Source organism: candidate division WOR-3 bacterium (genome assembly GCA_039802005.1).
GTDB lineage: Bacteria > Hydrothermota > Tepidihabitantia > SM23-42 > JAOAFX01 > JAOAFX01.
The window spans coordinates 51005-72140 of sequence record JBDRVV010000003.1 but is presented as its reverse complement, the minus strand read 5'-3'; the positions used below and the strand labels follow the sequence as shown (position 1 = coordinate 72140).

Sequence of the window (21136 nt, the reverse complement as noted above, 5' to 3'; positions counted from 1 at the left end):
TTAAGAATACACCGGATACAAGATGCAAGATGAATGATAACAAGAAGGTCAATCTAATCATTTCAGAATAACAATTTTTCTTACGATTGAAAATTCTTTCGTTTTGACCGAAATGAAGTAAATACCCGCAGATAATTCTTCTTTCCCGAGGTCGTAGTAGAGATAGCCAGGCGAAACGATTTCATTTGCAATTGAATAAACACATTTGCCCGTTATATCGTAGAGATTCAGTGTTACCGATGTCGGAACAGGAATTGCTAACTGAATCAGTGGTCCGACGCCATAAGGATTAGGAGAAAAAAGATTTATAAAAAACTGTGTAGGCTGCGTGTTATTTTCTTCAACGCCGACCGCACCGATTGTAAAACAATTATCACTCACATCATAACCGATGTTTGCAGAACGGTCATAGGCAAGCACCTTAATTAAGCACTTATTAGAGTTTACCGTGGGAATAGTCCAGTTATAAATAGAATCATTGGTATTGAAATGAGAAATGCGGTACGGATAGGTTAGACCGCTGTCAATGGAAAGATAGATGTTCAAACTGTCTATACCGATATTATCACTCGAATTCCAACGAATCTGATGTAATTCATTCCAGTACCATATTTCACCACCATTAGGAATGAGCACATTGACTAAAGGTGATACAGGGTCGTAGATCGTGAAGGTTGCATTAGATACATCAATTCCAATATTATTATTTCTGTCAAACGCACGGATGCGGACAAGACAACGCGTTGACGGGGTGGGTGGTATTGTCCAGAGATAAGTTGAATCATTGCCAAATGAAGTAGCTATATAACTCCAGCTGTTACCGTTATTTGTTGAATATTCAATGACAGCAGAATCAACTGCTACATTGTCCTGGGCAGACCAGCGGATTGTATAAGTTTGTCCTATATTCCAGATTTCTCCGCCGTTAGGTGTAATCACAGTGACCTGGGGTTCAACAAGGTCAGATAGAAGTTTGCTGTAAAAGATATCCCAATTTCCTCTTCTATCTGATTGCCAGAAAACCCATATATATCCTGAGTCGTCTGCTATCGCACTGGGGAATATATCCCGGGCTTGATTATTGCTTATCACCATAGAATCTCCCCAGGCACCATTTTTATAATATTTTGCCCATATTTCCCAATCACCGGTTCTGTTGGATTGCCAGATACACCAGAGATAGCCATCTCTATCAACAACGAGCACAGGGTGTTCATCGCGATTTGGGTCAGCAACTACTGCTCGGGCATTAGACCAGGTTGAACCATTGTAATGGCTTTCGTAAATATCGGTATTACCATTCCGCCAGGTCGTCCATACAACCCAGATCGTGCCATCGCCCGAGACCGCAATCTTCGGGTCCTGATCCTGGGCAGGATTACCTGTGATTCTGTATAACCCTTCCCAACTTCCTGAAGTTGGATTGTAACGCTTTACATATATATTCCTATTGTATTGATAACGTTCACTACACCAGGTTACCCAGGCAATTCCATTGCTGTCGGTTGCCATTGCGGGCCGATAATCATTGGCTGAATCTACCGTTACTGCAAACATTGGCTGCCAGGTAGTCCCGTCAAAATAACGGCAATAGATATCACCATTCAAATGTGTCCATCGTTCAAGGCAAACCCATAATCTACCATCACCATCCCTGGTCATTGCCGGATACATATCATTTGATGCTTTAGAACTTAATTGTTCTTCGGTACCCCACTGGTTTCCTATGTAGACGCTGCCAAAGACATCGTAATTCCTTCCATAAGCCCTTTGCCAGGTTAGGTATGGATTTCCCAGGAGGTCAGTTGACATTGAAGGGAAAAAATCCCAGTAAAGATATGGTCGCACAATCTGTGCCTGTGTCCAACTTCCATTTGCATAATATGACGCGCAGATTTCGGTTCTGCCGTTTGTTACTGAACGCCCGGTCACCCAGGCTGTCCATAATCTTCCTTGACCGTCTATGGTATTGGTGACAAAGGCATCGGTTTCAGGATGGGTATCAATCGGGGCAGGATTTGACCAGTTTAGAGAAGTTTCCAATGGATAATATTTGTTATTTTGACTCACCATTTGCAATCCTGTTCGTTTTGGCTTTAAAGTTGGGTCTCCTAAAATACACATTCCATAGAACCAATCCACATCATTAATACCATATTGGGTAAACCATTGTTTGAATGCCTGCCCGATTGAAATTCCTGTATTTAGCGGTCCATAGAATCCATCAAAATTTAGCATGCTTCCAACTTTTGTTGAACCGATTGATAAAAGTCCGTTTGTTGTATTAAAAATATAAATGCTGCCTTCTGAATTTTCTTCAATAAATCTTGTTCCTGCACACTGAAATAAGTTCAAGAATAGAAATGGAGGGTCAGCAAACCATAATTCAAAATTGAAGACTGTACCTGCATAGCCAGATGTATTTTTAAATGTATTACCCCAGGGCGAAGAATGACTGCAGATTTGCACCCATTCGTAGGGGTCGTCAAGGCGTGTACGAAAGTCAGCAGCAGTTGTAGTATTGTATTGTCGAATAACGACCACGGTATCATAAAGGAGATTCAAACTACAGTTATTAAAACTATACCAGTCATCATCTACATAAGCAAGTGCTTTTTTAGGGATCGCATAGCCAATGTTCCGGTATTTATGGATTTTTGAAAGATAATTATTAACAAGCCATATTTCGTTTCCCCAGGTCACAGGGTTGGCATAGATTCTACCGACATAGATTTCAGGTGCTTTGTTACCGGTATGATTGTCAAAAAGACCATCATTATCCGCATCAACCCAGGTTCCGTTTAGATCCATAAAATATAATTCAATCGGAAATTCCTCGCGCCCTTCGGTCGATTCATATTCATACCAAGCGATAGGAACATTACCAATGAATACCGCACCAACGAGCTGGCTATCTATTAGTGATGCAAGATGATTCCTCAATTGTGGTGCCTGCCAGCCGCGAATCGTATCAACACGAACATTATAATTTTCTGTCTCAAGGTCGGTGATGTAAGTATTTAATGAATCAATGATGTTTGGATAAAGAGGAGCATATACGACAATATCAAACATTGGCAAACGAGAATCTTTTATTTTACTCTGGTAAGCCTTGCCTATTTTGAAAGATTCTTTTGTAATTTTTGCTGACCATTCTTGATACGATGTCATCTGGACATCATATGGATCAACATATTTTAATCTTTTTATTCCGGTAATTCCCTCACCCGATATGAAAAAAGGGATTGCAAAAATTAATGATAATTCCAAAAACTTTTTCATGATTCCCCCTTCTCCTAAATTATCTCAACATAATAACTTTTTTCATTTCTTTTATTTCGTCGGATTTAAAATCAATAAAATATACGCCTGAAGGAAGTTTGCGACCCATATCATCATCACCAGACCAGGTGATACCTGATGCATGATTCAGGATACAGGATTCAGGATTAAAAGATTTAACAACCCGACCGGAAACATCGTAGATCTTTAAAGAAATTTCGGATTTCGGAATTCGGATTTCGGATTTGTTTGGGATTTGGAATTTAATTACGCAGTGATTTTTGAATGGATTGGGATAGACCTCTAATTTCGGATTTCGGATTGCGGATTGCGAATTTGAACCTTCTTCAATCTTGACTTCAGAATGAATCTTTAAAGTTAAATAGGCACTGGTGCTGTAATTTCCATCATTGCCTGAAAAATGAATAATCAATCCGACCAGGGTATCAGCTGGATTTTCTGTAATTTGCAAGATATAAGGATTTGAACTATTGTTAACAACCTGTCCAATATCAATATCTCCAAAATCAGCAATCGTATCAATTAAAGAAACGCTCATTGAATTTGTGTTTAAAATACCATTTACATTTGAAACGAGTGTGTCACCGCCATTTCTTATATAAATTGTCAATTCAATCGTTTCTCCAGGCTCGGGGATGCCGTTATTGTTACCGCCCAACGAATCATTTATCGTATAATTGGTAAGATTGATCCAGGGGGAATGCTGACTTGTTGGTGGTTTGGTGGTGATCAACAAAGCCCTGCCATTTTGAATGGGTGCTGCGTTTGGGTTATAACTACCATTGAAAAGATACTGCAAACCGCGGGTTTCAGTTTCGTCTTCAATACCCACACTATTTTCTCCAGCATTTGAGACTGTGTTATAAAAGAATAGCACTTCGCCATCTCCGGTCGGCGTTGGATAATACTGGGGGTCAAGTAGAATCGTCTGGAAAGTTTCAAGGGTTGATGTATTACCATAATGGGCACAATTTTTATATTCTACAATCCATCTGTGATTTGTCGTATCGTTGTGATAATAGACTTCGCCATTACCAGTGGGTGCGGGTCTCAAATCAAGGTCGTCCCAGAAGGGTGCGAGCATTCTCTTTGGGCCACCGGGTAATGGAATTGCTGTGTTGCTGCCAAATCGGTGTGTGGATGTGCCCAATTCTAAAAATCCATTGGAGCATAGACCAATAGAATTATAATTAATTCCATAGAATTTAAATGTGAAAGGAAGATTGTATGTCACTGTATCAGCATCCTCATCTGTTATTTCACTGACAACTAATCCGGGTCCTGGGGGTGCAATTTCAAACCATTCGTAAATTGGTGCATTACCCGTCAATGTATCAGTATCATCATAAATGTAATAGCCATAAGGGTCGGGCCCGACAGGGCCAATCTCTTTACTTAAAATCGGTACTGAAAAATTATGGATGAATGTATCCCCTTGTGCATCGGTCAATATAATTTCAAAAGGGATAGAGTGAGAATGGGCATGCGGAGAAACCGAAAAGACAAAGGGATTTAACCCATTTTGCTCAGTCATGGGAATTACTTCGCCATAAAGAGAAATACTATCATTGATTTGAATTGTTGTATCAGCGGTTTTCAAAAGTGCTTTGACATTATGAGCAGGAGAATATCCGATATTTTTAATCTTTGCCCATAGAAGTATTGTTTCGTTTGCGTTGATTGTATCATTGGCATTTCCCAGTGAATCATTAAACGAATATGAAATATAATTGAGGTGGACATTACCCGTAATTACCGGAATCGTTCCTTCATAGGGATAAAGATTCCTGCCTGTGACTGTTATATACATTATTCCGGGTAATGATGGATTGACGATAAAAAAGGTTTCGCCATTTGAATTAGTATATCCTGTCTCATATATTAATGTATCCAGCACAATACAAACAAAAGCAGATTCAACTGGTGTTCCCTGATATTCCACTGTGATATTTAATGTATCTTCTCTCCCGGTATAAATGATAGAATCGTGTGAAACATTAATATACATAGGTTTTGCAGTCCATAACTGCATTGCCGGATCACCGAGTGTCGTAAATCCGCGATATTCCTGCTGGTCTCCGTACATTTGATAGACTCTTTTTCTGCCATTTTCACACGCCTCACCAAATCTATTCTTTTTTTCAGCAAAAAGTGCGTCAAAGAATCCTTTACATACTGCACTTCTTAAATTCGCCCCATGAGTGACAATCGTTGTCGTGGCAAAATATCCTGCCCCACCACGGGGCGTTGTTGGTGTTCCAGTGAGCAACCATTTTTCAGCAGTGGCAGGAGACGAACCAGTTCCGATTGTCTGACAGGTTATTGAAAGAACAATAGGTAGTCTTGCACTATTCTGAGTCTGGTCGGGGTCAACCGCGAACGGGTTCCACCAGTTGCCAACACCCTGCCCCCGGTATAAAACAAACCCCCTACCCTGATTTACTCTGTTGATTACATCACTTGAACTGTTGCCGAGCGCACGGGAGAGGGTGTCAATAATATTAAAATCATTTTCATTCATCAATCTTTTGGCATGCCTTATGTCACTCCAGTAGATTGAATCGCTGTATTGTTCGTAATCTTCGCGGACGATCAAACAGGCGTTAATGAACCATCCAGTATTGGTTGTGTCCGGATGACGTTCATATAAAAGCAGTTTATTCACAACGGTCTGGGCTTCGGTTATATTGTGAACCGTAAGTCTTCCTGAAAGGATTTCATTGTAAATATCGGTGTTCATATTTGTATAATTGTTATCACTGTATGGTGAAGTCATCGACCAGGGAATATAATTGGGCGCACCAACGATCAAAAGAAATTCCGGCTTTATCTGCCAGGTATTATAGGCATTAACGATATAATTTCTAATTATTGTAGCATTCTGGGCAAGTTCTGAAGGGACCCTGACAATCTTTGTGCACAATCCCATTTTATGTTTCCATTGGGCATAGGGGAGGATTGCATCATAAAAATTATCATGGGTAATAATCAAATATTTTGCACCAATTTCTTGTGCAACAACATAATATAACCCAAAGATTATTAAGACCAAAATTATTTTTTTCATTTTTCTCCTAATCTATAAGAATTACTTGCTCCATTGCTGCGTGGTTGCCAGATTCAAATTCTATTAAATAAACACCTGCGGGTAGGTTGCGACCAAGGTCATCATCACCAGACCAAATAATTGAAGATTGGTAATTGGTTAAATGGTTAAATGATTTAACCAGACGACCGGAAACATCGTAGATCTTTAAAGAAATTTCGGATTTCGGATTGCGGATTTCGGATTTGTTTGGAATTTGGGAATTGGAATTTTTTTGATCATTGGGATCTGGGATTTGGAATTTAATTAGGCAGTGATTTTTGAATGGATTGGGATAGATTTCAAATTTCGGATTTCGGATTGCGGATTGCGAATTTGAAGATTCTTCTATTCCTGTACCAGTATTCCAGGTATTTCCACCATTCGTTGTGTACAAAATTATCCCCTGACCGCAGGCAATTCCATGTTGTGTATCAGAGAAATCCACATCAAACAAGGTTGTGGTGGCAGGATTTGTCTGAAAATTCCAGGTATTTCCACCATCAGTTGTGTGGATTATTGTACCAAATCTCCCGACTGCCCAGCCATTTAAATCATCTACAAAATCAAGGGCACGGAGATAATATGCATTTGCTGGTGCAGTAATTGGGGTCCAGATATATCCTCCATCAATGGTTTTCCAGATTATTGGTGAATAATTTTGTTCATTACCACCGACCACTATGCCTATGTTAACATTAAAAAAATGGACATCAAAAAAATCTTCATAGACAGAACTGAAATATTGTAAATTCCAATTAAACCCACCATCCGTTGTGTGAATGATTAAACCTTGCCCTGTGTCAAGACTGTCAGGCCATCCTGAAACAACCCATCCCTCATAGGCATTAGCAAATGAAACACCATAAAGTTCTGCCTGTGCCCAGGGTGTGAATATCTGCTCCCAGTATGCGCCACCATCGGTTGTTCTGCCTACGACACCGTCTCCACATACTACCCATCCCAATGTATCATCAATAAATTCAATTCTTGTAGCATATTTTGCCAGCCCCTGAACCTGATGGGTCCAAGTCTGCCCGCCATTATTTGTGTGTGTAATTTCTCCAAGAATACCACAGGTCCAGGCTTTGAGATTATCACGGCAGGTGATATCAAAGAATTTCCTTGCTGCCGCATTATTTGACTGTTCAAACCAGTGTGCACCGCCGTCGGTTGTTTTTAGTACAATAATGGAATCAAGTGTGACAACCCAGCCAGTCTGATTGTCGGGTGCTAAACAACACCCATGAAAATTTTGATAGGCGAACAGTACATTGCAAAGAATAAGAAACAACGCCATATATTTAATTTTCATAGGCTCTCCTTTCGTTTGTATTTTTGTACAGTTAAAACTGGACGCTAAAATAAGCATTCTCATTCTAATAAAATTACTTTTTGAACCACATTGTAATTTTGGGTTTTGAGTTCAATAAAATAGATACCCGAAGGCAATTTGCGACCAGTATCATCATCACCAGACCAGATGATACCTGATGCATGATTCAGGATACAGGATTCAGGATTAAAAGATTTAACAGCCCGACCGGCAACATCGTAGATCTTTAAAGAAATTTCGGATTTCGGATTGCGGATTGCAAAATGGTTTGGGATTTGGGAATTGGAATTTGTTTGGTCATTGGGATTTGGGATTTGGAATTTAATCACGCAGTGATTTTTGAATGGATTGGGATAGACCTCTAATTTCGGATTTCGGATTGTAGATTGCGAATTTGAGTTTTCTTCTATGCCCGGGAATGGATCCGGTGGGTCGGTGGTAAATTTGATTGCCCGATTATTTTCAAGTATTGCCGCAGAGGCTGGATATTGATTGGCGTAGGTATATTCAAGGCCATTTATATGATAGTAATCCCGTATTCCAACCGTGGCATAATTATGCCAGTAATCGTCGTTATTTATCTTCTTATATTGGAATAGTATCTCACCATCACCGGTCTGGGTGGGATAAAAAATCGGATCATATAAAACTATTTCAAATGTCTGTAACTCTGCAGGTGTCGGTGCAGTTGGATTGTGGAGGTGTTGAACCCTCGACCACTCAATTATAAATCTATGATTTGAGGCGTCATAATAATAACAGATATTACCGCTGGAGTCGGTCGCATTCGGGTCTAAATCATCCCAGAACGGTGCAATGAGCAAGGGTGGACCGCCCGCACCGAAGATATGCCAGTTATACATATCGGCAATCCAGGTGGAATCCATGGCAATGTAGCCGTTGGAGCAGATACTGATTCTATTGTAATTATTCCCGTAATATTTAAAATTAAATGGGAGTGCAATTGTTTTTGTCTCATCATTTAACAGGCCCAAAATTGTGCCCGGGCCTCCCAAATCCGGGTCAATTTCAACCCATTCATAAGTTGGGGCTTCGGGATATCCGGTATCAGTGTTATCATAGACATAATAGCCATAGCGGTCTGGTCCGGTGGGTTTGTTGGATGCCACAACGCCAATTATAATAGAAAATACAACGGTATCTCTTATCCAACTGCCTTCAGATAAGATAGTTAAAAATTTTATTTCATGGCCCGGGGCAAGTTGGGGAGAGGCGGTTATCCGGAATACATCGCCAGAATTTGTTGCTGAGTCGCCAACCGGAATACTGCTGAAGGAACCATTTGAGTCAATGACTGATACACCGGGATTTAATGACCGTAAAACTCCTTGGAGATTTGTTCCAATAAGTCCACCAATATTTTTTATTGAAATTGTCAGCTCCGAGGTTTCGCCTGGTTCAAGTATACCATTACCGCCGTCTAAGATTTGACATCTTTGATACTCAAATTCTGCTGCCTTTGCATTGAGCCAGAGCACTGAATTCCAGTTGCCCTGGGAAGAACTAATTGAAATATTGAATTTAATTGTATGATTATTTTTAATGTTTTGTGAAACACCAAAGACAAAGGGTGATGAATTTGCCGTCGCCCCCGGGGCAATTGTTCCATAATTTTTTATTGAATCTATAACGGTAATAAATGGGTCGTTTGTGGTTAGTATGGCATTCACATTCGTTGCGGTCGTTGAATTGCCGAAATTCTTCAGGGTTATTGTTAGGTTAATAGTTTCTCCGGGATTTATCTCACCGTTATTATTACCGCCGGGGTCACTTATCGTATGATTGTAGTATCCAACATAGACTGCAGAGTTATTTACCATTGCATAACCACAATAAGGTTTGAAATTATGCTTTGTTACGGTCACAAAGAGCGTATCAGGAGTGTTTGCAGTAATCTGAAAATTTGCAATGCCGTTAGCACCAGTGAATTCTACTTCCTTGGTTTCATTCTTTTTATAAAGACTCACCATTGCCCCTTCTACAGGTTGGGAAGAAGAATTTAAAACCTGGACCGAAAATTGATTTGTTCCAACAGGAATTGTTGGTTGATGATTGACAATGAAACTTCTTGGCACATCGGTCCAGACCTCAAGCGAAGGGTCGCCCAAAAGATTATAAGCATTGAAATAGAATTCACTTCCAGAATCTGGAGAGGTTTCTAATGGGAAGTTCACATAAACTTCCATTTTTCCACGATATGTCATAGGCCCCAAATAATAAATGCTATCAATCAATAATCCGCGATAGATTCCAAAGTCAAGGCAATTGTTCCACCTTGAATGGGTTGTGGGTGGTGATGCACCAAAGAACGCAACCGCACCTTTTGGAGTTGAAGGATTACCTGCCCTTAACCAGGTTTCCCCAAAACAGGGTTCGGCATTGAAATTGCCGGTTAAACAGACAATGCTTGTTATTACGGGTAATTTCCAGCCATTGGAAAGTCCAATCACATCTGTGTTATAAAAACTCGGTCGGTCCCATCCTGACCAGGAAGCAATACCACCGCGATAATTTACAAAGGTTACACCCTGGTTAACTGAATTGGTGATGGCAGTAACGCCGTTGGAAACTGGTGGATAAAAAACCGTGTCCACCTGATAATATCCACTATTCAAAAATTTCTCGCGCACCCAGCGTTTGGTCAGAATTGGTGTTGTCATTTGATTGTCAGGATAATTACCGGCAACCATCAGTGTCCTTTTGAACCACAGGGTATCTGTAGTATAAGGATTTCTTTCATAATTAACGATTTTTGCAATCACGGTATTTAAATCGTTTATATTGGCGACAGATAACCTGCCAATAAAAAAATCAGAAAGGAAGTCGTTGCCTTTTATCGTTGTATAGGGATGGTCAGTGGGATTTGAAGAGACGGTGAAACATGGAACACTATCCTTATCACCGACAAGGATAACATATTCTGGTGGTGGATTCCAGTTGTAATACGCATTTGTGATATAATTTTTTATCGCAGTTGCTGTATTGCCGGTTTCCGATAATTTTGCCACCGTGACCTTCCAGCCCTTTTTTTCCTTCCAATCCGCAAGGGGTAAAACTGCATTATAAAATGAATTGGGTGTGATAATCAAAAGTCCCTGGGGTTTTGTTTCAGGATTGTATTCGTAATTGAGAATTAAATTTTTGAAAACCCGGGCATGGCTATGGGGAAGTTTGATATCTTGATATTTGGAAAAGTGAATTTCTAAATTAAATTCTTTAATCCCTGCGACCGGATTGAGAATCACCGGATAAAGATTATAATCCTTTAGTGTCACCGGTGGACCAATCTCCACAGGATTGTTACTTCCTGTTTCCAAACATTCATACACTGGATACTCGGGGGCGATTATAAATCCTATATTCACTGGTTCCAATATCTTGTCGGCAAAAGGGATTTTCAGCTGGATTGAGTTTTCTGTTCGGTTAACAATCTGAATATCAAGACTATTTAATGCGGATAAGAGAAGCAAGGATAGAGTAATCATTGATTTTCCTCTTTAATTATAACCATTCCGAGGTCCCTGTCAACAAGGTATATCAACCCATTCTTTACATAGACATTATAGGCATAGGGTGTTTTTAATTCTGCATACACTTCTAAATTCTCGGGGTTTGATACATCAATCACCTTTAAGCCACCGCTGCCATCTGCTAAATAGGCGAGGTCATTTTCTACAAATATGCCCTGGGCATACCCAGGCGTATCATAACTGCTGACGAATGCTGGTTTGTAAGGATTTGATACATCAATCAGGACCAGCCCATCATAACCATCAGCAATGTAAGCAAAATCATCAATTACAAAGACATCTCTGGCATTAGAAGGTGTGTCAATTTCTCCAATCTTGGCGGTGCTATCCGGATTTTTTAAATTATAGATAATTAAACCCATCTGTTCGCAAGCCAAATATGCCAAAGAGTCAACGATAAATAGACTGTGAACATTTCCGGGCGTGGCAAATCTCCGTGCATAACTTGGATACTGAGGCCAGGAGACATCTTCAACAATGAACCAGTATCTTGCGGCAATATATACATACTTTGAATCATTGGGCGGTGAAAAGACATTATATCCGTAAAACCAGTTATCCTGTCCCACAAAAGAAGGATTCGCTGGGTCTGAAATATTTACAATTAGCATCCCACCATTATTCGGTGGCCCGGCCGCAAGCGCAAGATAAGCAAAACTATCTCTCACTGCTACACCCTGGATATTTGTCTGGTGAAAATAATGACCCACAACATAGGTTGATTCGGGATTTGATATATCAACAATTTGCAAACCACCCTGGTCATTGGCAATGTATGCATAACTTCCTTTGATATCTATATTTACCGAGTATCCTGGGAGTTTACACTGACTTACAATTACCAGATTATGTGTGTCCACCTGGGGATGGCGGCAGGTTAAGATTAAAATTAATGGCAGTAAAAAAATTTTTATTTTTTTCATACGCTCTCCATATTAGTTCTGCAAGGCTGAAGCCCTGCCCTACACTTAATAGAAAAATTCCAAACCACAGCCCGCACTCCATTTATTGTAATTTTTATAATCGCCTATGTCCTGATAGACTTCAGATTGTGAGATGCGAAACTCATAGGTATAATTCAAAGAAAAATTTAGTCCTGTAAAAATGGGGAATTCATAAGAAAATTTCAATTTCTGGGTGATATCCAACCGACCGCTATGTGGTGTATCAAGAATAGGGGAGACCTCGGTCGTAAAAATTCGGTATTTAAATTGATATTCAAAACCGAGTTTTGAGAATCTGGGGAAATTCATTTTTAGGTTCGGTTTTAAACCGAACCGGTGCTGGGCATAAGAGATATCAGGTACCGGACCCCTTGCATCAGAAGATTTGAACTCGTAGTTAAACTTAAAATCCATAGTCCTGAATAGTGAAAAATCAAAAAAAGGCGCAATTCTAATTGCCTTTGAATCATATATATTAAAATTTTCAATGTAATCATCAATCTCATAGGCAAAGACCGCGCCTAAATCTAATGAACTTAATTTCAGATTTGTTTTAATGGTGAATAAATGCTCGGTAAATTCGCAACCAATATATTTTGTTCCAAGTGGGTCACGGTAATAACGAATTAAATATCCGGGCATTATCAGATACCCGAACCTGATGGCGAAATCACCAAAGGATTGTCTTATTCCAGTTGAAATGACGGAATAATTTTTTTGACTATTTACAAAATAGTTATATCCGGTGAAACTGAAATTGAAGGTTGTTGTATGTTGACCGATGAATTTATTCCGAATCAATAAATCCAGTCCATAGTTTGTATATAAATCATCATAGGTTTCAAATGGGAAACGTTCGGGGTTTACTCCTTTTATGAATTCTCCAAGATATTTTTGGGAGTATTCAAAAATGTTATCATCATAGGCAAAATCAAGATTTGTTTTGATTGAATAATCAAATGTAGTAAACAGAAACAGCAGTATACTCATTTTGATTCAATGAGAAACCTTAAACCGCATTCAGTCCAATTTTCAATATAAAATTCATAACGATGTAGCCCCTTACGAACATTGAGAAAAAAAACGTGCGGATTTGAAGGTAATGTGCCGGGACGGTTGTTATAGTGCACTGTCTCTGAGGGGTAAGCACGATAATTGATGGACTTTATTGTTTTACCTTTTTCTTTGATATTGATAGAATATATTTGCTCGCCCTTGATATCTGCTGTTAAATTCAAACGCGAGATTATTTTTAATTTCTTTGGTCCTTCTATTTCTAATACAACTGGTTTTTCTCTGGTTGCTTCAAAGTAATTAATTATTTTCTCATCTTCAACAAGTTCTAATTTTGCATTATAAGACAAAGGTGTAATATCCTGCCATTTACCGGGTGATTCATTTGTAAACTTCAAAAAGATTGTATCACCTGGTGCACGCCAGTGAATAAAACGGTATGAGTGGTTTCCTTCTGGGACATTTATATAAAAAGAACGCCATTTACTCAATCTAATATTATCAATACGGGATACTTTTGAATACTCGCTCTCCAGGGTAATAAATTTTTCTTTAATGTCATCTTCCTGTAGAATTAATTTGTATAATTTTGTACCTTTTTTCTCACCCGACCAGGGAATTCTTGTATAGACCCGGAGCCAGGTAGGACCCGAGACTTTTATCTCTAATGGTTGCTTTTTGGTCAGAACATAATAAGATTCTTCTTTTTGTGTCTGGATTTTTATTTTAACTTCATTCATTGGCGAAATGTTTACAACCTGATTCAGGACAAAAAATAAAATAATATTAATCATTTTTATGCCTCCTGATGTAATAATCAATATCAATTCTCAAGACCACAAAGATTATCAAACTGAGGATGACAAAAAAGATTGTGGAGAGAATGACCGAATAACGTTTTTCATAATATAATTTCCCTTCGCCAATTTCCGGGAGGGGTATCGGTGCAATGGGAAGTTCATAACGCCTCGTCAAGGTTCCAATGTTGTTGATATTTATCACCTTTACGCCGTTTTTAAGAAACCTGCCAGCAAGCCCTTGATGGAAAGAATATTTCAATGGGTCTAAAATTCCTGTAGGTAATTCGTATCCTGCGAGTGCAGTTGCACCGCCCCCGATATTTATAAAACAGGAAATTTTTTCTTCACCAGCAATTTCGTAATATAATCTGAATCTTTTTTCTATCGCCTCTTCAAGGTCTTTTGATTTCAATTCCATAATTTCATTTCTTTCTATTGCTGTTTCAAGGATTTTTCTACCTTCTGGGCTCAATCCTCTACCAATGTCATCAATACCTCCCAGGGAAGCAGCAACCGAACGAAATTTTAAAAGACCATTCTGAAATAAAAATTTTTCCATATCAAGATAAGTAAATTCAGGAATATTTGCACCCCACATTGAAGAACTTACAGAAGTGATGATAATGGGTTTTAAATTTAAGGTCTGGATTGCAGAAAGAACCGCGAGATTCAAGGCGGGAAAAGAGCCACTGAAAGAAACAGCGACAACTTCTCCATCATTCAAGTGGCATTTTTTGAATAACTCAATAATTACTGCGGAAATGTTGGGATTCGTTGTGGTTAGTTTAGCATTTAGATCACCGGGTTCGCTTGTAATTGGTGAATGCTCTAATCCAATCAATCCGGTTTGATTTGGGTCATTGATTGGATCTATTATCAAACCTTTTTTTAATTTTTCTTGTTTTATTTTTTCAAACAAAGCCTTTGTTAAACGGGCGCTCTCTATTTTTTCCTGGTAATATGGAGCATAATGTTTCGTTTTATAATAAAGTGTTAAGAATATGAATATTAAAGAAATAATTGTGACAGAGATAAGGATATAATTTGGTAATTTACCGCTCCTCAATTTTATGGCAATATTGCACCTCCAGTCAGGATTATCAATATCAGTCTTACAATCACCGCTGCAATTATCATTGTGCTGATTGTTTCTATAATGCCCTGTCTCTGCATCCAGTATGCGATCAGACCCGGAACAACAAATCCAATAGTTGTTATATCAAGTTTCAGCGTCTCAAGTGAAATTGAAGGGTATACTCTTGTCAGGTATCCAAGCAGATAACCGATGATAATGGATACTATTAGTAGTCTTCTGCCATAAAGTAAAATAAAACGGGATAAAAGATATAACAGAAGATAAGTTATTAATGCTATAACTACGGTGCTTATGACCATATCGGGTTTATGTAGATTCAGGGCGATATAGCCGGGAACAACAATACCGCCCGCAGCAAGGCCGATTGTCTCGGTTAGCAGGAGATTTAGCATCATCCCTAAGCCGACAGCGATGACAATCATTTCTGCTCCGCAATTCCGCGGGAGGGCGTGGATGGCAACACGGAATGCCGCGGATTACTTTTTTGAACAAAGTGCGCAATCAATCTTTCACCATATCCAACGATATTCCCAATCGCAAGTATCACTCCGTTATCATTGATAATTTCGCTTACTTTCTCATAAACCGATTCAACATCTCTATTGCCTAGGTCAATTAACTTTTCTCTGTCCATACCATTTTTTATTGCCGAGCGATATAAAATACGGGTCTCACCACCGGTTAAAAAATAATAGTCAGCCTTAATCTTTGTGCTGATAAGTATACCCAATTGGACCGAACGGTCAATACGGTCTGCCCGGCAATTGGCAAGAATATAAAAATTTTTTTCGGGTTTATTAATTCTTTCATATATAAAATAAGTAGAGTCCGGGTCATTTGCAGCAAGGGCATTATAAAGCAAAATATTTTTGCCCCCGATATTTAGTTCATATTTTTTTAATACACCAGAATCCGGGATATAATTATACATTTCAGCAAGGGCTTTTTCTTTTTTAATTCCTAAGTGGCTACACACATTTAAAACCAACGCTATATTTTCGCGATGTTCAAAATAAGGAAAAGGATGCAAGTCTTCATCTGTAACCTCATTCTCGTTACTAAGATAAATCTCAAGTCCGCGTTTTTTAGCCAGTTTCTCTAATAAGGGAAATAAAACTTTTTCACCGGTGAACACCTTTGCTTTTTGTGGTACTGCATTTATAAAATTTTTTGCAATGTCCTCTAAGGTGGGACCCATTACTTCAAGATGGTCAGCCCGCACATTTGTGATCACCACGATCTGAGGGGATATTATCTTACTTTCTTCAACCCATTGCAGGTCAGGTCTTAAAGACATATTTTCAAAAACAATGGCATCTACTTTTTCCTGGACTGCTTTTCTCGTTATGGATAGTTGTTCGTGTATATTGGCTCTACCCGGTCTTATTACTGGTTTTTCAACTTTGTTGTCAATCACAATCCTCGGTTTTGTCCCTGTTGTTTTGGCAAGGGTCTTATAACCTCCTGCCTTTAATGCCGCACCGAGCAGTCTTGTTACTGTGGATTTTCCTCTTGTCCCGTTGACGACAATGCGCAAAGGAATGGCATTTATGTTCCGGGTATGATTTACCCATTCAATTCTGCCGATTACAATAAATAGAATCAAAAGGGAAAATAAAAGAAATATACCGTAATCGAAAACCACACTTAAGTTTAGTCAGAAAAATGACAATGTCAATATTTATTATAGCGAGTAATAGGAAAGTATACTTACTATCCCGGCAAGGGCTGCGGTTTCGCTGCGCAGCCGATTGATACTGAAAGGAATAAACTTTACTTTATTGTTCAAAAATGTTTCTATTTCTTCAGGGGAAAAACCTCCTTCTGGACCGATCACTAAAAGAATATTCTGTACGCCGGGCATAACTTTATCTTTTCCATCTCGGTCGCCGACAACAACGAGGTCATAATTTGAAAATTCTTTTTGTATGTCTTTGACAAAGATTATCTCTGGTAGATAATATTGCTGGGATTGTAACATTGCTGATAGGGCAATCTTTTTGAAATGCTCGATTCTGGGCGGAGTTAAACTTCTAATCACAGAAAATTTTGATATAAAAAATATGAATTTGTTAACACCAAGTTCAGTTCCTTTTTCAATGATAAAATCAGTCCTGCCACTTTTTAATGGAACAATTCCGAGGTCAATATTTATTTTATTGCGTCTCGGTACTGTTCCTTCCTCCATAACTTTTATTACCATCGCATTGTGGAGTATTTGTTCAATAATTGCTTTATAACTTTTTCCTTTTCCATTTGTAAAATAAATTATTTCACCCGTTTTTTTCCTCAGAACATTTTTTATATGATGGAACTCAGGACCGGTAAACAGAATCTGGTTATTTTGAATCTGCTCGTCTCTTATAAAAAAAAGATTATGGGGTACATCATTCATAAGGTTAAATACGTTTTTTAATCAACGGTTCCCCTTCATATTTTTTAAGTTCATCAATAATTTTATTAAGATGGCGGTCTGAAGATTGTAGGGGTTTCAACCCTATTTCAACATAAAGGTCACCATAACCGCCATTTATCTTGGGCATTCCCTTACCTTTTAATTTTATTATTTCAGGTGCTCCACAGCCGCGGGGAATTTTCACAACATCTCGTGTGCCATTTAATCCTGGGATTTCAATTGTCCCGCCATTAATAAGGGTAGAATATGGAACAGATATTTTAATTAAAAGATCATCTCCATGCCGTTCAAAATATTCATGGGGTTTTTCTTCAAATTCTACAATTATATTTCCCTTGCCACCAGGTCCATAATGACCCTCTCCACGTAAGACTATGTATTGTCCGTTGCTCACACCGCGCGGAACTTTTATTTCTACGGTTCTTGAAATTTTTATCTTTCCGCTACCACCACACTTTGCACAAGGTGTCTTTACTATCTCGCCACTTCCCTGGCACCTATGGCAGGTTGAGACATTTGTGAATGTACCGAAAAAACTTCTTGTCTGAGTTCTTATCTGCCCCCTACCACCACACTGGGGGCAGGCAGTAAAATCAAATCCACCCTTTCCTGAACAGGCAGAACAATATTCATAACGATTTACCTTGAACTGTTTTTTGGCTGAATTTGCTATCTCTTCGAGTGAAACCTTTAATACAACCCTTATATCTCCACCCCGCTGTCGTGCTGTACTGGTTCTGGTTGTTGTGCCAAAAAAGTCTTCGAATATTGAACCACCAAATAGATTACCAAGAATATCCTGCAAATCATCAAAATGGGTAAAATCATCCCATGTAAATCCACCACCACGGAATGTTTGTGACACCCCATCGTGACCATAATTATCGTATAACTGTCTTTTTTGTGGATCCATTAAGACTTCATAGGCTTCTGATATCTCTTTGAATCGTTCTTCGGCTTCCTTTTTGTTATTGGGATTCATATCCGGATGCCATTTCTTTGCGAGTTCCCGATATGCCTTTTTTATCTCTTCAGGGCTTGCGTTTCTTGATACCCCGAGGATTTCGTAATAATCCTTTTTCATAATTTAATTAGAATAAATTCTGCCTGCTACCCAGGTGCCCTGATATCCTAATATTCTCTATTTGTTACCCTCGTCGTCAACTACCCGATAGTCCGCACCACCAGGTTGCCCTTCTTCAGGCTTGGGACCCTGTGGCGGGGGTTCAGAAGGACCGGTTTGTTGAGCTTTACTCGCTGCTTCACGATAAACCGCCTCTGAAAGTTTATAAACAGCCTGCTGTAAATCATCAATTGCCTGGTTGATAGCGTTAATATCAGTACCATCCTTTTTCTGTTTCAAAACTTCAAGTTTTTTGCCAATTTCACTCCGCTCTTCAAATGAAATCTTCTCACCGTAATCTTTAAGTGTTTTTTCCACACTGTATATGACTGAATCTGCTTTATTCCTTGCTTCAATCAATTCCCGTTGACGACGGTCCTCAGCCGCATGTTCTTCCGCTTCCTTCATCATTCTATCAATTTCCTCTTTTGACAGACCACTGGATGCGGTGATTCTTATTTTTTGCTCCTTGCCTGTTCCCAGATCCTTTGCCGAGACATGGAGAATGCCATCAGCATCAATATCAAAGGTCACCTCAATCTGCGGAATACCCCTTGGGGCTGGAGGGATGCCGTAAAGATCAAATTTGCCAAGGGTTCGGTTCTGACTTGCCATAGGCCTTTCGCCCTGTAAAACATGGACAGTCACGGCGGTCTGATTGTCTTCAGCAGTTGTAAATATCTGGGATTTTTTTGTAGGTATTGTGGTATTGCGTGGTATTATCGGTGTCATAACACCACCAAGGGTTTCAATACCAAGGGTGAGTGGTGTAACATCAAGTAATAGAATATCTTTTTTCTCACCAGAAAGAACCGCACCTTGAATTGCTGCACCTATTGCAACGACTTCATCAGGGTTGATACCTTTATGGGGTTCTTTACCAAAGAAATCTTTGACAATCTGCTGTATTCTCGGCATTCTTGTCTGGCCACCAACGAGTACGACTTCATTGATATCCTGAATAGTTAAGTTGGCATCAAGGAGTGCCTGTTTTATTGGGGGTATTGAACGCTGGAGCAAGTCTTCTACAAGACTTTCTAACTTTGCACGGGTAAGTTTCATTTCTAAGTGGAGTGGCGTGCGGTCTTTGTCAGAAGCGATGAATGGAAGACTGATGGTTGTTTCCATTACTGTTGATAGTTCACATTTTGCCTTTTCTGCTGCTTCTTTTAAGCGCTGTAATGCAGTAACATCTTTTCTCAAATCAATACCATGTTCGCGCATAAATTCATCAGCGATGTAGTGCATAATTCTTTCGTCAATATCATCCCCACCAAGATGGGTGTCACCATTTGTAGAAAGGACTTCAAATACACCTTCACCAATCTCAAGAATGGAAATATCAAATGTTCCACCACCGAAATCGTATACTGCAATTTTTTCGTGTTTCTTTTTGTCGAGTCCGTAAGCCAACGAAGAGGCAGTGGGTTCGTTGATTATCCTTAGAACTTCAAGCCCCGCAATGCTACCAGCATCCTTTGTTGCCTGTCGCTGCGAATCATTGAAATATGCAGGAACAGTTATTACTGCCTTTGTTACTTTTTCTCCAAGGTATGACTCCGCAGCCTGTTTTAGATATTGCAGTATCATAGCCGAAATCTCGGGTGGTGAATATTGCTTACCCATTACTTCAACCCAGGCATCACCATTGGAATGTTCCACAACTTTGTAGGGAACGCGTGCTATCTCCTGTGGAACCTCGGAATAACGACGGCCCATAAATCTCTTTATTGAATATACCGTATTCTGTGGATTGGTAATTGCCTGTCTTTTTGCGAGTGGTCCTACGAGTCTTTCACCAGTCTTAGTAAATGCAACAACTGATGGTGTAGTCCTACCACCCTCAGGGTTGGGAATCACTACTGGTTGCCCACCCTCTAAAACTGCAACACAAGAATTAGTTGTTCCTAAATCAATCCCGATTATCTTGGACATTTTCTTGACCTCCTTTTTCATCAGGTTTAGAAACCAGGACCTTTGCCGGTTTTATCACCCGGTCTCCAACTTTATAACCCTTGCTAATTTCTTCTATAATTGTATTCTCTGGATGGTCGTTTGTGGCAATCACACCGACCGCTTCATGCAGCGTCGGGTCAAATTGTTCGCCCAATCCAGAGTATTCAATCAAACCCATTGATTTTAAAATTTCTCTTAATTGCCTCTCAATAATTTCAACGCCTTTAAAGAAACTTTCAAAATTTGGATTCAATTCTGCCCCCGCAAGTGCGCGATCAAAATTATCAAGCACCGGTAGAATCTTGGAAAGAAAATCAATTTTAGCATACTTTTTAAATTCCGCAAACTCATTCTCCATTCGCTTACGATAATTATCCCAATCAGCAAGAGCACGCAGGTAGTTGTCACGAAGTTCCTTCACTTCAGCCTCTTTTTTTTCCAGTTCCTCTTTCATTAAACTGACAGGTCCTTTTTTCACCATTTTAAAAATTCTCCTTTTTCCAAAATTTAGA

14 protein-coding genes are annotated in these 21136 nt (G+C 39.3%); all 14 read right to left on the bottom strand.

What is annotated here, in order from left to right:
- Positions 1-57 precede the first annotated feature (57 nt).
- From ABIL69_01655 to ABIL69_01590, 14 genes are read right to left on the bottom strand one after another with little or no spacing between them, the layout of a single operon-like run.
- A complete protein-coding gene (locus ABIL69_01655; protein ID MEO0122696.1) occupies positions 58-3282 on the bottom strand; it encodes a T9SS type A sorting domain-containing protein in 3225 nt (1074 codons plus the stop codon).
- Positions 3283-3301: 19 nt separating this feature from the next.
- Positions 3302-6370 (bottom strand): C25 family cysteine peptidase, encoded by a 3069-nt coding sequence (locus tag ABIL69_01650; GenBank protein MEO0122695.1) that lies wholly within the window; start codon positions 6368-6370, stop codon positions 3302-3304.
- Between the two features lie 7 nt (positions 6371-6377).
- Entirely contained in the window at positions 6378-7703 is a 1326-nt protein-coding gene (locus ABIL69_01645; protein MEO0122694.1) for a YCF48-related protein, read from the bottom strand.
- Positions 7704-7762: 59 nt separating this feature from the next.
- Positions 7763-11230, bottom strand: coding sequence for a C25 family cysteine peptidase (locus ABIL69_01640; GenBank protein MEO0122693.1), 3468 nt, complete (start codon positions 11228-11230; stop codon positions 7763-7765).
- On the bottom strand, positions 11227-12198 hold the full coding sequence (locus tag ABIL69_01635) for a hypothetical protein (GenBank protein MEO0122692.1): 972 nt from the start codon (positions 12196-12198) through the stop codon (positions 11227-11229). Before ABIL69_01635 ends, ABIL69_01640 begins: the two co-directional genes overlap by 4 nt.
- Positions 12199-12243: 45 nt before the next feature.
- Positions 12244-13209: a hypothetical protein gene (locus ABIL69_01630; protein ID MEO0122691.1), complete on the bottom strand. Its 966-nt coding sequence runs from the start codon at positions 13207-13209 to the stop codon at positions 12244-12246.
- On the bottom strand, positions 13206-14027 hold the full coding sequence (locus ABIL69_01625) for a hypothetical protein (GenBank protein MEO0122690.1): 822 nt from the start codon (positions 14025-14027) through the stop codon (positions 13206-13208). Before ABIL69_01625 ends, ABIL69_01630 begins: the two co-directional genes overlap by 4 nt.
- Entirely contained in the window at positions 14020-15099 is a 1080-nt protein-coding gene (gene pgsW, locus ABIL69_01620) for a poly-gamma-glutamate system protein (GenBank protein ID MEO0122689.1), read from the bottom strand. Before pgsW ends, ABIL69_01625 begins: the two co-directional genes overlap by 8 nt.
- A gap of 2 nt (positions 15100-15101) precedes the next feature.
- Positions 15102-15551 (bottom strand): poly-gamma-glutamate biosynthesis protein PgsC, encoded by a 450-nt coding sequence (gene pgsC, locus ABIL69_01615; protein MEO0122688.1) that lies wholly within the window; start codon positions 15549-15551, stop codon positions 15102-15104.
- A complete protein-coding gene (pgsB, locus tag ABIL69_01610; GenBank protein ID MEO0122687.1) occupies positions 15548-16774 on the bottom strand; it encodes a poly-gamma-glutamate synthase PgsB in 1227 nt (408 codons plus the stop codon). Before pgsB ends, pgsC begins: the two co-directional genes overlap by 4 nt.
- Before the next feature lie 39 nt (positions 16775-16813).
- Positions 16814-17524, bottom strand: a complete 711-nt coding sequence (locus ABIL69_01605; protein ID MEO0122686.1) for an RsmE family RNA methyltransferase — start codon at positions 17522-17524, stop codon at positions 16814-16816.
- A 4-nt stretch (positions 17525-17528) separates the two neighbouring features.
- Positions 17529-18629 (bottom strand): DnaJ C-terminal domain-containing protein, encoded by a 1101-nt coding sequence (locus tag ABIL69_01600; GenBank protein MEO0122685.1) that lies wholly within the window; start codon positions 18627-18629, stop codon positions 17529-17531.
- A gap of 57 nt (positions 18630-18686) precedes the next feature.
- On the bottom strand, positions 18687-20603 hold the full coding sequence (dnaK, locus tag ABIL69_01595; protein MEO0122684.1) for a molecular chaperone DnaK: 1917 nt from the start codon (positions 20601-20603) through the stop codon (positions 18687-18689).
- Positions 20581-21105, bottom strand: a complete 525-nt coding sequence (locus ABIL69_01590) for a nucleotide exchange factor GrpE (protein MEO0122683.1) — start codon at positions 21103-21105, stop codon at positions 20581-20583. The genes dnaK and ABIL69_01590 overlap by 23 nt, the downstream gene beginning before the upstream one ends.
- Positions 21106-21136 lie beyond the last annotated feature (31 nt).